This window comes from Cupriavidus sp. FW306-01-F10A (assembly GCF_058782785.1).
This window is the reverse complement of sequence record NZ_JBYSYA010000027.1, coordinates 37425-50640: the sequence shown is the minus strand read 5'-3', so window position 1 is coordinate 50640 and position 13216 is coordinate 37425. Positions and strand designations below refer to the sequence as shown.

General features: G+C 68.6%; 10 protein-coding genes. 5 read left to right on the top strand and 5 right to left on the bottom strand.

The features are described 5' to 3' along the window. The first annotated feature begins 4 nt into the window (after positions 1 to 4). The 5 genes from pncB (at position 5) to AC3WLF_RS27185 (ending at position 6076) form a co-directional block, all read left to right on the top strand. Positions 5 to 1183 carry a nicotinate phosphoribosyltransferase gene (pncB, locus tag AC3WLF_RS27205; protein WP_492319845.1) on the top strand — a complete coding sequence of 393 codons (1179 nt, stop codon included), beginning with the start codon at positions 5 to 7 and terminating at the stop codon, positions 1181 to 1183. Between the two features lie 109 nt (positions 1184 to 1292). Beyond that, complete coding sequence (locus AC3WLF_RS27200; RefSeq protein ID WP_492319846.1) at positions 1293 to 1979, top strand: LutC/YkgG family protein; 687 nt, start codon at positions 1293 to 1295, stop codon at positions 1977 to 1979. 157 nt (positions 1980 to 2136) lie between these two features. Next, on the top strand, positions 2137 to 3561 hold the full coding sequence (locus tag AC3WLF_RS27195; RefSeq protein ID WP_492319847.1) for a sodium:proton antiporter: 1425 nt from the start codon (positions 2137 to 2139) through the stop codon (positions 3559 to 3561). Positions 3562 to 3565: 4 nt separating this feature from the next. Beyond that, positions 3566 to 4561, top strand: coding sequence for a 2-hydroxyacid dehydrogenase (locus AC3WLF_RS27190; RefSeq protein ID WP_492319848.1), 996 nt, complete (start codon positions 3566 to 3568; stop codon positions 4559 to 4561). A 27-nt stretch (positions 4562 to 4588) separates the two neighbouring features. Then, the gene (locus tag AC3WLF_RS27185) at positions 4589 to 6076 is read left to right on the top strand and encodes a DNA recombination protein RmuC (protein WP_492356204.1); all 1488 of its coding nucleotides are present in this window, start codon (positions 4589 to 4591) and stop codon (positions 6074 to 6076) included. A gap of 78 nt (positions 6077 to 6154) precedes the next feature. On the opposite strand, the gene AC3WLF_RS27180 is transcribed toward AC3WLF_RS27185, so the two are convergent. From AC3WLF_RS27180 to AC3WLF_RS27160, 5 genes are all read right to left on the bottom strand, one after another. Then, complete coding sequence (locus AC3WLF_RS27180) at positions 6155 to 6436, bottom strand: hypothetical protein (RefSeq protein WP_010814663.1); 282 nt, start codon at positions 6434 to 6436, stop codon at positions 6155 to 6157. A gap of 194 nt (positions 6437 to 6630) precedes the next feature. Next, positions 6631 to 7920 carry a molybdopterin molybdotransferase MoeA gene (moeA, locus tag AC3WLF_RS27175; protein WP_492319850.1) on the bottom strand — a complete coding sequence of 430 codons (1290 nt, stop codon included), beginning with the start codon at positions 7918 to 7920 and terminating at the stop codon, positions 6631 to 6633. Positions 7921 to 7926: 6 nt separating this feature from the next. Next, positions 7927 to 8526, bottom strand: coding sequence for a molybdenum cofactor guanylyltransferase MobA (gene mobA / locus AC3WLF_RS27170; protein WP_010814665.1), 600 nt, complete (start codon positions 8524 to 8526; stop codon positions 7927 to 7929). Positions 8527 to 8546: 20 nt separating this feature from the next. Further along, the gene (moaA, locus tag AC3WLF_RS27165) at positions 8547 to 9671 is read right to left on the bottom strand and encodes a GTP 3',8-cyclase MoaA (protein WP_492359062.1); all 1125 of its coding nucleotides are present in this window, start codon (positions 9669 to 9671) and stop codon (positions 8547 to 8549) included. 220 nt (positions 9672 to 9891) lie between these two features. Beyond that, positions 9892 to 12966, bottom strand: a complete 3075-nt coding sequence (locus tag AC3WLF_RS27160) for an Rne/Rng family ribonuclease (protein WP_492359061.1) — start codon at positions 12964 to 12966, stop codon at positions 9892 to 9894. Between the last annotated feature and the right edge of the window lie 250 nt (positions 12967 to 13216).

Genomic DNA, 13216 nt, shown 5'->3' with positions numbered 1-13216 from the left:
CGCTATGATCATCCCGTCCCTGCTCGACACCGACCTGTACAAATTCACGATGATGCAGGTGGTGCTGCATCAGTTCCCGCAGGCGCAAGTGGAATACCGCTTCAAGTGCCGCAACGCGGGCGTCGATCTGACGCCCTATATCGATGAGATCCGCGCCGAGGTGGCACACCTGTGCCAGTTGCGCTTCACCGACGACGAGCTCGCCTACCTGCGCGGCCTGCGCTTTATCAAGAGCGATTTCGTCGACTTCCTCGGCCTGTTCCACCTGAACGAGAAATATGTCTCGGTGCGGCCGTCCCCGCAGGGCAACGGCGAGATCGAGATCTCGATCATCGGCCCGTGGCTGCATACCATCCTGTTCGAAGTGCCGGTCCTGGCGATCGTCAACGAGGTCTATTTCCGCCGCACCCAGCCCAGGCCCGACCAGGCCGAAGGCCGCCGCCGGCTGGACCACAAGCTGGCCTTGCTGAAGACGCCCGAGCTGGCCGATTGCGTGATCGCTGACTACGGCACGCGCCGGCGCTTTTCGCGCGAATGGCAGGAAGAGGTGCTGCTGACCATGCGGCGCCTGCTCGGGCCGCAGCTGGCCGGCACCAGCAACGTCCACTTTGCCCGCCTGCACAATATGGTGCCGCTGGGCACGATGGCGCATGAATACCTGCAGGCCTGCCAGGCACTGGGCCCGCGGCTGCGCGATTCGCAGGTGTACGCGCTGGAGCGCTGGGCGCGCGAGTACCGCGGCGACCTGGGCATCGCGCTGTCGGATACCTACGGCTTCGATGCCTTCCTGCGCGACTTCGACCTGTATTTCTGCAAGCTCTTCGACGGCGTGCGCCATGATTCCGGCGACCCGATGCTGTGGGGCGAGCGCATGGTCGCCCACTATGCCGCCAACCGCGTCGACCCGCGCACCAAGACGCTGATCTTCAGCGACAGCCTCGACATCCCGCGCGTGATCGAGCTGTACGAGCGCTTCCATGGCCGCTGCCGGCTGGCCTTTGGCGTCGGCACCAACCTGACCAACGACCTTGGCTATACCCCGCTGCAGATCGTGATCAAGATGGTGCGCTGCAACGGGCAGCCGGTGGCCAAGCTGTCGGACACGCCGGAAAAGACCATGTGCGACGATCCCGGCTACCTGTCCTACCTGCGCCAGGTGTACTCGGTTCAGCCCGCGGCGTAGCAAAATTCAACACCTTGCGCCGGCCATCGCATGCTCTGCATGCGGCGGGCGCCACTATAATCGGCGCATCGCGCGTTCGCCGCGCTTTGCGCTTCTCCAGCCAGGCCTTATGGAAACCAACGACGCCCGCGACCGCATCTTTGCCCGCATCCGTGCTGCCCAGGGCAGGCCGACCCGGCCGAGCGCGGGCGAGCGCGAGGCCGTGGCCGACTACCTGGCGCGCCACCCGCAGGGCCCGCGCCCGGCGGTGGCCGCCGACCTGGCCGAGGCCTTCCTGACGCAGGCCCAGCGCATGGCCTCGACCGTCGACCGCGTGGCGAGGATGGACGAGGTGCCCGCCGCCACCGCGCGCTTTCTCGACAGCCTGAACCTGGTCCACCGTGCCGTGGCCTGGGATGCGCTGGGCCCGCTGCCGTGGCAGGCCGCGGGGCTGGCGGTGGAATGCCGACCGCCGGTGCGCGAGGTCGAGGCCGACCACGATCATGGCGACCTGGTCGGCATCACCGGCTGCTTCTGCGCGATTGCCGAGACCGGCTCGCTGATGCTGCTGTCGGGCCCGGCCACCTTTGCCTCGGCCGCGCTGCTGCCCGAGACCCACTTGGCGGTGGTGCCGCGCTCGCGCATCGTCGCCGGCCTGGAAGACGCCTTTGCGCTGGTACGCAGCGAGCGCGGCGAACTGCCGCGCGCCACCAATATCATCAGCGGGCCTTCGCGCACGGGCGATATCGAGCAGACCATCGTGCTCGGCGCCCATGGCCCGTACCGCGTGCATGTGATCCTGGTCGACGAGGCCTGAACCCGCGGCTTTTGCCGCACGGAATGCGATGCACCACCCATGCCGGAAGCTCCGGGGCAAGAGGTGCTTGAATTACACTTGCAGGCTTGCCTGCGTGCCGCGGCTTCGTGCCGGCGGTGCGCCAATGAATGCTGCATTCCCGAGGAGATCCTGCCTGATGCGACGTGCCTCCGTGCTGTTGCCGCTGCTGGCCGTGCTGGCCGCCTTTCCCGCCGTCGGCCGTGCCGCGGACCTTGACGGGGCGTCGCTGTCCTCGCTGTGGGGGCTGCCGTTCGCCGGCATCCTGCTGTCGATCGCGGTGTGGCCGCTGGTTGCACCCAAGTTCTGGCACCACCACTACGGCAAGATCGCCGCGGGCTGGGGGCTGCTGTTCCTGCTGCCGTTCGCGGCAGCGTTCGGCACGCATGCGGCCGCGGCCAGCGCGGTGCACGCGCTGCTGGCCGAGTACATCCCGTTCATCGTTCTGATCGCCTCGCTGTATATCGTGGCCGGCGGCATCTGCGTGCGCGGCAACCTGCACGGCACGCCCGGGCTCAATACCGGCATCCTGGCGCTGGGCACGCTGCTGGCCAGCTTCATGGGCACCACCGGCGCGGCCATGCTGCTGATCCGGCCGCTGCTGCGCGCCAATGACAACCGCCGCCACGTGGCGCACGTGGTGGTGTTCTTTATCTTCCTGGTGGCCAATGCCGGCGGCTCGCTGACGCCGCTGGGCGATCCGCCGCTGTTCCTGGGCTTCCTGAAAGGCGTGGACTTCTTCTGGACCATGCGCAACATCTTTCCGGAGACGGTCTTTATCTGCGTGGTGCTGCTGGGGCTGTTCTACCTGCTCGACCGTCACTACTACCGGAACAAGGAAGAGGAACTGCCGCCGCGCAGCGACCCCACGCCGGACTCGGGCGGCATCGCCATCGAGGGCAAGTTCAACTTCGTGCTGCTGCTGGCCGTGATCGGCCTGGTGCTGATGAGCGGGCTGTGGCAGCCGGGCATTTCGTTCGATGTCCTGGGCACCGAGGTGCCGCTGCAGGCCGCGGTACGCGATGCGCTGCTGGTGGTGGTGGCGGTGGTGTCGCTGCTGGTGACGCCGCAGACGGCGCGCACCGGCAATGAATTCAACTGGGAGCCGATCCTGGAGGTCGGCAAGCTCTTTGCCGGCATCTTCCTGACCATCATCCCGGTCATCGCCATGCTCAAGGCCGGCACCGACGGCGCCTTTTCCGGCGTGATCCGCGCGGTCAGCGACAGCAACGGCCAGCCGGTCGACAGCATGTACTTCTGGGCCACCGGCCTGCTGTCGTCGTTCCTGGACAACGCGCCGACCTACCTGGTGTTCTTCAACACCGCCGGCGGCGACGCGGCCACGCTGATGACGCGCGATGCCTCGACCCTGGCCGCGATCTCGGCCGGGGCCGTGTTCATGGGCGCCAATACCTATATCGGCAATGCCCCCAACCTGATGGTCAAGGCCATTGCCGAGAACCGCGGCGTGCGCATGCCGAGCTTCTTCGGCTACATGCTGTATTCGGGCATCTTCCTGATGCCGCTGTTCGTCATCATGACCTTCCTTTTCTTCCGAGTGTGATGCCATGAAGCCGTCTGTCCTGGTCACCCGCGCCATCTATCCCGAAGTCATCGCGCACCTGGCGCAGTATTTCGATGTCGACGACAACCAGCAGGACGCGGTGCTCGACGCCGCCGCGCTGAAGGCGCGCCTGGCGGGCAAGGCCGGCGTGCTGGCCAACGCCGCCGACCGCATCGACGGCGACGTGGTCGCCGCTCTGCCGGCGCTGCGCGCGGTGTGCAATATGGCGGTCGGCTACAACAACCTGGACGTGCCGGCGCTGACGGCCGCCGGCATCGTCGCCACCAATACGCCGGACGTGCTGACCGAGACCACCGCCGACTTCGGCTGGGCCCTGCTGATGGCCACCGCGCGCCGCGTGACCGAGGCCGAGCACTACCTGCGCGCCGGCAAGTGGCAGCGCTGGAGCTACGACATGCTGGTCGGCATGGACCTGTACGGAAGCACGCTCGGCATCCTCGGCATGGGCCGCATCGGCCAGGCGCTGGCGCGCCGCGCGAGCGGCTTTGGCATGAGCGTGCTGTACCACAACCGCAGCCAGCTGCCGGCGGACACCGAGCGCGCGCTCAACGCGCGCTATGTCAGCAAGGAAGACCTGCTGCGCCAGTCCGACCACCTGCTGCTGGTGCTGCCCTATGGCCCGCAGAGCCACCACGCCATCGGCGCCGCCGAGCTGGCACTGATGAAGCCGACCGCGACGCTGGTGAACCTGGCGCGCGGCGGCATCGTCGACGATGCCGCGCTGGCGCAGGCGCTGCGCGACAAGCGCATCTTCGGCGCCGGCCTGGATGTGTTCGAGGGCGAGCCCAGCGTCAATCCGGATCTGCTGACGGTGCCCAACGTCGTGCTCACGCCGCATATCGCCAGCGCCTCCGAGAAGACCCGCCGTGCGATGGCGATGCTGGCCGCCGACAACCTGATCGCCGCGCTCGACCAGGGCCCGCAGGCCGGCCATCCGCCCACCGTGATCAACCCCGACGTCATGTCGCGGCGCCGCTAAGCCTGCCATCCACCTGTTTCCTGCTGCATGACCCTGATTCCGTTCCTGACGCTGGCCGTGGCGCTGCTCGCGGTCGTCCTGCTGGTCATCGTCCTGCTGCGCCAGCAGGCTGCCTCGCCGGGGGCCGAGCTTGGCCGGCAACTGGCCGACATGCGCGCGGAAAGCGCGCGCGGCATGGAGCGGCTGGAGCGGGAGTTGCGCACCGACGTGGCCGACGCCGCGCGCGGCAGCCGCGACGAGTCGGCGCAGCAGATGCTGCGCTTCCAGCAGGCGCTGTCGTCGCAGCTGACGGGCGTCGCCACGCTGCAGAACAACCAGATCGACACCTTCGCGCAGCAACTGGCCAAGCTGACCGAGACCAACACCCAGCAGCTCGAGCAGGTGCGCCAGCACCTGATGCTGCAGGCCCAGCAGGCGCGCGACGAGCAGGCCGGCACGCTGCGCCGCTTCGGCGACGGGCTGCAACAGCAGCTGGCGCAGATGTCCGAAGCCAACGAGCGGCGCCTGGCCGAAGTGCGCGCCACGCTGGAGAAGAAGCTGCAGGACATCGAGGCCAACAACGCCGCCAAGCTTGAGGAAATGCGCCGCACTGTCGACGAGAAGTTGCATGCCACGCTGGAGCAGCGCCTGGGCGAGTCCTTCCGGCTGGTGTCGGACCGGCTCGAGCAGGTGCACCGCGGCCTGGGCGAGATGCAGGTGCTGGCGCAGGGCGTGGGCGACCTGAAGAAGGTGCTGACCAATGTGAAGTCGCGCGGAACCTGGGGCGAAGTCCAGCTGGAAATGCTGTTGGAGCAGATGCTGACGCCGGAGCAGTACGGCAAGAATGTCGAGACCGTGCGCAACTCGGGCGCGCGGGTGGAGTTCGCGATCCGGCTGCCGGGCAAGGCCGCGGGTGGCGACAATGCGCCGGTCTGGCTGCCGGTCGACGCCAAGTTTCCCAAGGAACAGTACGAGCGCCTGGTGGACGCGCAGGAGCGGGGCGACCCGAACGGCGTGCTCGCTTTTGGCCGCGAACTGGAAGTGGCGCTGCGGCGCGAGGCCCAGACCATCGCCGAGAAATACCTGTCGCCGCCCCAGACCACGGATTTCGCCATCCTGTTCCTGCCGACCGAGGGGTTGTACGCCGAGGTGCTGCGGCGTCCGGGCCTGACCGACCTGATGCAGCGCGACTACCGTGTGACCGTGGCCGGACCGACCACGCTGACCGCGCTGCTGAACAGCCTGCAGATGGGTTTCCGCACGCTGGCGCTGGAGAAGCGCTCAAGCGAGGTGTGGGAGGTGCTGGGCGCGGTCAAGACCGAGTTCGGCAAGTTCGGCGACGTGCTGGCCAAGACCCGCGATACGCTGGAACGCGCCGCGCGCAACATCGAGCAGGCCGAAGTGCGCACGCGCCAGATGGCGCGCAAGCTGCGTACGGTGGAAGCGCTGCCGGGCGAGGCCGCGCAGCAGGTGCTTGGCCTCAATGCAGCAGAAGCGGCGGACGCGCCGGAGGCCGCCGAAGACAACGGCGGCTGAACGCGCGGCAGGGAAGGGTCAGGGCAAGCCCCCGCGGGGGCTTGCGGATTGCTGCCGGCCTGGGCGCCGGCGCGCTGCTCAGCGCTCGTCTTCGGGCGCCAGTTCGCGCACGTGGACTTCAATGCCGCCGAAGCGGGCGGCCACCCAGTTGTAGGCCTTGCAGGCCAGCCACAGCAGGCCGAAGCCGATCAGCGCATTCAGGATGATTGCGCTGAAGACCGTGATGGCGGGCAGGTCACCGTAGCGGACGAAGGTGACAAACAGGCCCAGCGACACGATCGGCAGCGAGAAGCACAGGTAGACCAGCACCAGCGCGCGGGCGGTCTTGACGGGGTGGAGGTAGGCGATCTCCTGATTCATGACGGGGGATACTCGAATGTTTCTGAATCGTGCGCCAAGTGTAGCGATTGGCCGATGCCAAGCATAGCCCGCCGGCGGCGGGGGCGGGCGAAAGCCCCGTGCCGGCTGTGCTATGGCCGCAAATGTGCGGCACAAAAACGACACATTGCTACCGGCGTGTGGCAAGCGCTTGCGTGCAGCGCCTGCCGGTCCGGCTAGACCAGTCCGTCGAACAGCATCACCTCGACCGCATCGCCGGCCTTGACCGAGTCCTGTTCATGGCCGAGCACGATAAAGCAGTTGGCCTCGCTCATCGAGCGCAGCACGCCCGAGCCCTGCTGGCCGGTGATACGCACTTCCCACTGGCCGTCGCCGGCGCGCGCCAGGATGCCGCGCTGGTACTCGGTGCGGCCGGGCTTCTTGCGGATGGCTTGCGCGCTGCGCACGCGCAGCAGCGGCAGCGGTGCCACGCTGGCGCCCATCAGCCGCTGCAGCGCGGCGCGCACGAAGTGGTAGAAGGTGACCATCACCGCCACCGGGTTGCCCGGCAGCCCGAACAGCAGCGCGTCGCGGCCGTTGGAATTGATGCGGCCGAAGGCCATCGGCCGGCCCGGGCGCATCGCGATCTTCCAGAACGTGACATCGCCCAGGCGCGCCATGATCTGCTTGGTGTAATCGGCCTCGCCGACCGAGACGCCGCCGGAGGTGATGACCGCGTCGGCGGTCTCGCAGGCGGTGCGGAAGGCGGCTTCGAGCGCCTCGGGGTTGTCGCGTACCACGCCCATATCGAGAAGGTCGACGTTCATCCGGCGCAGCATGCCGTGCAGCGTATAGCGGTTGGAGTCATAGACGCAGCCGGGATCGAGCGGCTCGCCGATCGAGCGCAGCTCGTCGCCGGTGGAGAAGAACGCGACGCGCAGGCGCCGGCGCACGCGCACCTCGGCCACGCCCAGCGAGGCCAGCAGGCCCAGGTCGGCCGGCTGGAGGATGCGCCCGGCCTGCAGCGCGGCCTGGCCGCGCGCCAGGTCTTCGCCGCGCAGGCGCCGGTTGTCGCCGGTGCGCACGCAGTCGGCGGCAAAGCGGATGCGCGCGCCGTCGTCCACGGCTTCGACGAATTCCTGCGGCACCACGGTGTCGCAGCCGGCCGGCATCACCGCGCCGGTCATGATGCGCACCGCCTGCGCCGCCGTGGGCGCCAGCGCCCCGGCGCCGCCGGCGAAGGCGCTGCCGATGACTTCCAGCTCGACCGTGGCGGTCTGCGCGGCAGCCAGCGCGGCACCCTGGAAGGCATAGCCGTCCATTGCCGAGTTGTCATGCGCCGGCACGTCGATGGCCGAGACGATGTCCTCGGCCAGCACGCGGTCCAATGCGCTGCGGATCGGCAACTGCTCGACGCCGCGCACCGGCTCGACCACCTCGCCGATGATGCGGTTGGCCTGGTCCACCGGCAGGGCGGTGGGGTCGTAGTCGGAAAGGCAGGAGATGACGGATTGCAGGGTGGGCATGGTGGCTCAGCGCGTTTCGTGCGTGCGCAGTTCGTCCAGGGTGTTGATATTGGCAAAGGCCGCGGCGTCGTCGAACAGCACTTCGGCCAGGCGGTGCGAGGCGGCCCAGGTCTCGATCTTGCGGCCGCCGCCGGAAAGATAAGCCACCAGGCTGTCGAGCGCACTGACCGGCATCAGGCAGAACACAGGTTGGGTCTGGCGCCGGCCGTCTTCGTCCAGCGTGACGGGGATCGCCAGGTCCGCGCCTTCGGCCTCGATCGCCTGCGCCAGGCGTGCCACCAGGTCGGTCGGCAGGAACGGCGAATCGCAGGGCGCGGTCACCATCCACGGCGTGGCGCATTGCTCCAGGCCGGCCAGCATCCCCGCCAGCGGGCCGGCGAAGTCGGGCACGGTGTCGGTGTAGACCGGCACGCCGAAGGACTCATAGGCGGCCAGGTTGCGGTTGGCATTGATCATCAGCCCGCCCACCTGGGGGGTAAGCCGCATCATCGTGTGCATGGCCATCGGCGTGCCGTGCAGCGGCTGCAGGCCCTTGTCGGTGCCGCCCATGCGGCTGCCCCTGCCGCCTGCGAGGATCAGGCCGGTGATGTCGTCGCGTGCAATCATGGATTGTGTGTGCGGCGGGGTCAGCCGCCGATATAGGACATCTCGATCTTGCGCTCGGCACGCCTGGCGCGCACCGTCGGGTCGCTGCGCTGCTCGGAATAATTGTCGGTGCGGCCCTGCCACACCTGCGCAATCGCATTGGAGATTTCCAGGTCGCTGTAGCCGCCGCGCAGCAGCGCGCGCAGGTCGAAGCCTTCGGTGGCGAACAGGCACAGGTAGAGCCGGCCTTCGGTGGACAGCCGGATGCGGCTGCAGTCGCCGCAGAAGGCGTGGGTGACGCTGGAGATCACGCCGACCTCGCCGCTGCCGTCGCGGTAGCGCCAGCGCTCGGCGGTTTCGCCGGAGTAGTTGGCCTGCACCGGTTCGAGCGGGAATTCCGCATCGATGCGCTTGACCACCTCGGCGGACGGCAGCACTTCATCCATCTGCCAGTGGTTGCTGGCGCCCACGTCCATGAACTCGATAAAGCGCAGGATGATGCCGCTATTGCGGAAGTGGCGCGCCATCGGCACGATTTCCTGGTCATTGGTGCCGCGCTTGACCACCATGTTGACCTTGATCGGCGCCAGCCCCACGTCCTGCGCGGTCTCGATGCCGTGCAGCACGTCGGCGACGGCGAAGTCCACGTCGTTCATGCGGCGGAAGGTGGCGTCGTCGATCGCGTCCAGGCTGACGCTGACCCGCGTCAGTCCCGCGTCGCGCAGGGCGCGCGCCTTGCGCGCCAGCAGCGAGGCGTTGGTGGTGAGCGTCAGGTCCAGCGGCTTGCCCGAGACCGTCTCGATCTTCGCCAGCATCTCCACCAGGTGCTCGATATTCTTGCGCAGCAGCGGCTCGCCGCCGGTCAGGCGGATCTTCTCGACGCCGTGGGCGACGAACAGGCGCGCGGTGCGTTCGATCTCCTCGAAGCTCAGCAGCTCGGAGTGCGGCAGGAAGGTGTAGTCCTTGTCGAAGACTTCCTTCGGCATGCAGTACACGCAGCGGAAGTTGCAGCGGTCCGTCACCGAGATGCGCAGGTCATGCAGCGGCCGGCCGCGGGTGTCCGCCACCAGGCCGGTGGGGGCAGCCAGCTTGCCGGGAATGCTGGGCGTCATCGAGCGGTAGCGATGGTCGCGCAGGTCGAAAATCGGAATGACGGATTCGGTCATGGCCTGTGGGTGGGCACGGCGTCCGGGGAGCGGCCTGGCGGCGGGGCCAAATCAGGGGCGCTCGAGGACCGGATGCATTCTGCTGCCATTCTAGCCGAGGCGGGGGCGGGGCACCCGCATCCCCCGGTGATGGCGGGGATTCATCCGGGCGGCGGCCCATGAAAAAAGGGGACGGCGTGGCCGTCCCCTTCCTGCTTTGGCTGCGGTGCAGCGGCAACGCTTACTGCTGCGATGCCATCTCCACTTCGCGGCCACCGGTTTCCACCAGGATCATCGGACCGTGGGGCAGCGGCGGCAGCGCCTTGCGCTCGCGCTGCACGCGCGGGGCGGGCGCGATGCGGGCGGCGGCTTCCTGGGCCGAACGCAGCTTGTCGCTGTCGGTATGGACCCATTGCAGGCCGGCGGTGGCCAGCATCGATTCCAGGTTCTCCAGCGCTGCGGGGGTGGCCGGCGCTGCTGCAACGACCGGAGTTGCCGGGGTGAACACCTCGGCCGGTGCGGCTTCGGCCACAGGGGCGATGACCGGTGCAGCGGCAGGTGCCGGCACCACCGGAGCCGCTTCGACGGCCACGCTTGCGGTGGTCTCGACGATCGCTTCGGCGGCAACGGCTTCCGTGACGGCGGCGGCGACCGGGGCAGCTTGCTCGGGCGCGGGCTCGGCAACCGGCGCGGTCACCGGGGCTGCCTCCGCGACCGGCGCGGGCGTCACGTCTTCCGGCACGGCGATGCGGATCGCTTCGACGGCCTCGGCTGCTGCGGCCACGGCCACGGCAGCTTGCGGTGCGGGCTCGGCCGGCATGGCGGCTTCAGCGCGCACCGGGGCCACGCCTTCGGCAGCGGCGGCTTCTTCGTCGCCTTCGCCCTGGGCACCTTGCACCGACTCGTCGCGCTCGCGGCGATAGCGGTTGCGGCCACGGCGGTTGCGGCGGCGGCGCTCTTCGCCCTCAGCGGTCTCGGCGGCGCTTTCGGCACCTTCCGACAGCTCGGCGCGGACGGCTTTCGTCTCTTCGGTCACGGCCTGCGGCAGCACGCCCAGCGCCTGGGCGGCGGCGATGGCTTCCGGCTGCGGTGCTTCACCGGCTTCGGCTTCGCGCAGTTCGCTGCGTTCGCGCTGGCGTTCACGCTGGCGCTCGCGGCGTTCCTGGTTGCGGTCGCGACGGCCTTCCTGACGGCCCTCGACGCGCTCGCCCTGGACGCGCTCGGCTTGCACCGCCTCGCCCTGGCGTGCCAGGGCCGGGGTGGCCTGGCCTTCACCTTGCTGGCGCGGCTGGCGGCCCTGGCGTTCGCCACGGCCCTCGCGTTGCTCGGCGCGCTCGGCACCCTGGCGTTCACCACGTTCCGCGCGCTCGGCACGGTCGCCGCGCTGGCCGCGGCCCTGGCGCTCGCCACGCTCCGCTCGCTCACCACGCTCCGCGCGGTCGCCACGCTCACCACGCTGGCCACGGCCTTCGCCGCGCTGGCCGCGCTCGCGCCGGCCTTCGGCGCTGCGGGCCTCAGTGGCAACCGCCGGCTTGGCCGGTTCCACCACCGGCGGGGTTGCCGGACGGGCACCGAACAGGCCCTTCAGCCAGGCGATGAAACCGCCGCTGACCACAGGCTGGGTGGCCGGCACGGGCGGGGCGACCGGGGCTTCCGGCTTGGGTGCGCGCTCGGGGCGCGGCACCGACACCGGGGCCGGTTGTTCCGGGGTGATGCCCTTGACCGCGGCTTCCTGGCGCGGCTTGGCTTCTTCCTTGCGGCGGCTGCTGTAGCTGGTGTCGGCTTCCAGTTCCTTGGCGGCGGCCTCGGCCATGCGGTAGCTGGCGGTGCTTTCTTCCAGGCGCGGGTCGTCGTGGCGCAGGCGCTCCAGCTTGTAGTGCGGCGTTTCCAGGTGCTTGTTGGGGATCAGCAGCACATTGACCTTGAAGCGCAGCTCGATCAGGTTGATTTCCTGGCGCTTCTCGTTCAGCAGGAAGGCGGCCACTTCCACCGGCACCTGGCAGTGGATCGCGGCGGTGTTTTCCTTCATCGCCTCTTCCTGGATGATGCGCAGCACCTGCAGGGCGGACGATTCGGTATCGCGGATATGGCCGGTGCCGTTGCAGCGCGGGCAAGTGATGTGCGAGCCCTCCGACAGGGACGGGCGCAGGCGCTGGCGCGACAGCTCCATCAGGCCGAAGCGGCTGATCTTGCCCATCTGCACGCGCGCGCGGTCGTGGCGCAGCGCGTCCTTCAGGCGCGTTTCCACGTCCTTCTGGGCCTTGCCCGACTCCATGTCGATGAAGTCGATCACGATCAGGCCGCCCAGGTCGCGCAGGCGCAACTGGCGGGCGATCTCGTCGGCGGCCTCGAGGTTGGTGCGCAGCGCGGTTTCCTCGATGTCGGCGCCCTTGGTGGCGCGGGCCGAGTTCACGTCCACGGAGACCAGCGCCTCGGTGTGGTCGATCACGATGGCGCCACCCGAGGGCAGCATCACCATGCGCGAGTAGGCCGACTCGATCTGGTGCTCGATCTGGAAGCGCGAGAAGAGCGGCACGTCGTCGCGGTACTTCTTCACGCGGTTCATGTTGTCAGGCATCACCACGCTCATGAAGGCGCGGGCCTGTTCGTAGATCTCGTCGGTGTCGATCAGGATCTCGCCGATATCCGGCTGGAAGTAGTCGCGGATGGCGCGGATGACCAGGCTCGATTCCAGGTAGATCAGCAGCGGGGCCTTGTTGTCGCCGGCGGCGCCGTCGATGGCCTTCCACAGTTGCAGCAGGTAGTTCAGGTCCCACTGCAGTTCCTCGGCGGAGCGGCCGATGCCGGCGGTCCGGGCGATGATGCTCATGCCTTCCGGCACGGTCAGCTGCGCCATGGTCTCGCGCAGTTCCTGGCGGTCCTCGCCCTCGATGCGGCGCGACACGCCGCCGCCGCGCGGGTTGTTGGGCATCAGCACCAGGTAGCGGCCGGCCAGCGAGATAAAGGTGGTCAGGGCCGCGCCCTTGTTGCCGCGCTCTTCCTTCTCGACCTGGACGATCAGTTCCTGGCCTTCATGCAGGGCATCCTGGATGCGCGCGTTGCGCACGTCGATGCCTTCCTTGAAGAAGGCGCGGGCTACTTCCTTGAACGGCAGGAAGCCGTGGCGTTCTTCGCCGTAGTTGACGAAGCAGGCTTCCAGCGAGGGTTCGATGCGGGTGATGACACCCTTGTAGATGTTGCCCTTGCGCTGTTCGCGCCCGGCAGTCTCGATGTCGATATCGATCAGTTTCTGACCGTCGACGATGGCGACGCGCAATTCCTCCTGTTGCGTCGCGTTGAACAGCATGCGTTTCATCGCAGTACCTCACTCCAGTGTCGCGGGTGGCACCGTCTGGGCGGTGTCCGCGGCGATCTATGGAGCACGCGAGGGAGCGAGCGAGGCGCGAGAATTGCCGGAAAGCGCCGCTGCGCGGGATAGGCGAGCGGCTGGGCGCGGGTGAAAGAGAGCGATGACGTCGGGGTAACGTCCGCGGGGCAGGAGAGAACACCGGAGGCTGCTCTTGCGCAGACATCCGGCGCGTTCCCGTGCCGGAGGCGATGCTGAA

Coding starts and splice junctions, on each gene's coding strand:
- moeA (WP_492319850.1), bottom strand. CDS start 7,920: ATGCCCACCCTGCAATCCGTCATCTCCTGCCTTTCCGACTACGACCCC.
- AC3WLF_RS27160 (WP_492359061.1), bottom strand. CDS start 12,966: ATGAAACGCATGCTGTTCAACGCGACGCAACAGGAGGAATTGCGCGTC.
- mobA (WP_010814665.1), bottom strand. CDS start 8,526: ATGATTGCACGCGACGACATCACCGGCCTGATCCTCGCAGGCGGCAGG.
- AC3WLF_RS27195 (WP_492319847.1), top strand. CDS start 2,137: ATGCGACGTGCCTCCGTGCTGTTGCCGCTGCTGGCCGTGCTGGCCGCC.
- pncB (WP_492319845.1), top strand. CDS start 5: ATGATCATCCCGTCCCTGCTCGACACCGACCTGTACAAATTCACGATG.
- moaA (WP_492359062.1), bottom strand. CDS start 9,671: ATGACCGAATCCGTCATTCCGATTTTCGACCTGCGCGACCATCGCTAC.
- AC3WLF_RS27180 (WP_010814663.1), bottom strand. CDS start 6,436: ATGAATCAGGAGATCGCCTACCTCCACCCCGTCAAGACCGCCCGCGCG.
- AC3WLF_RS27190 (WP_492319848.1), top strand. CDS start 3,566: ATGAAGCCGTCTGTCCTGGTCACCCGCGCCATCTATCCCGAAGTCATC.
- AC3WLF_RS27185 (WP_492356204.1), top strand. CDS start 4,589: ATGACCCTGATTCCGTTCCTGACGCTGGCCGTGGCGCTGCTCGCGGTC.
- AC3WLF_RS27200 (WP_492319846.1), top strand. CDS start 1,293: ATGGAAACCAACGACGCCCGCGACCGCATCTTTGCCCGCATCCGTGCT.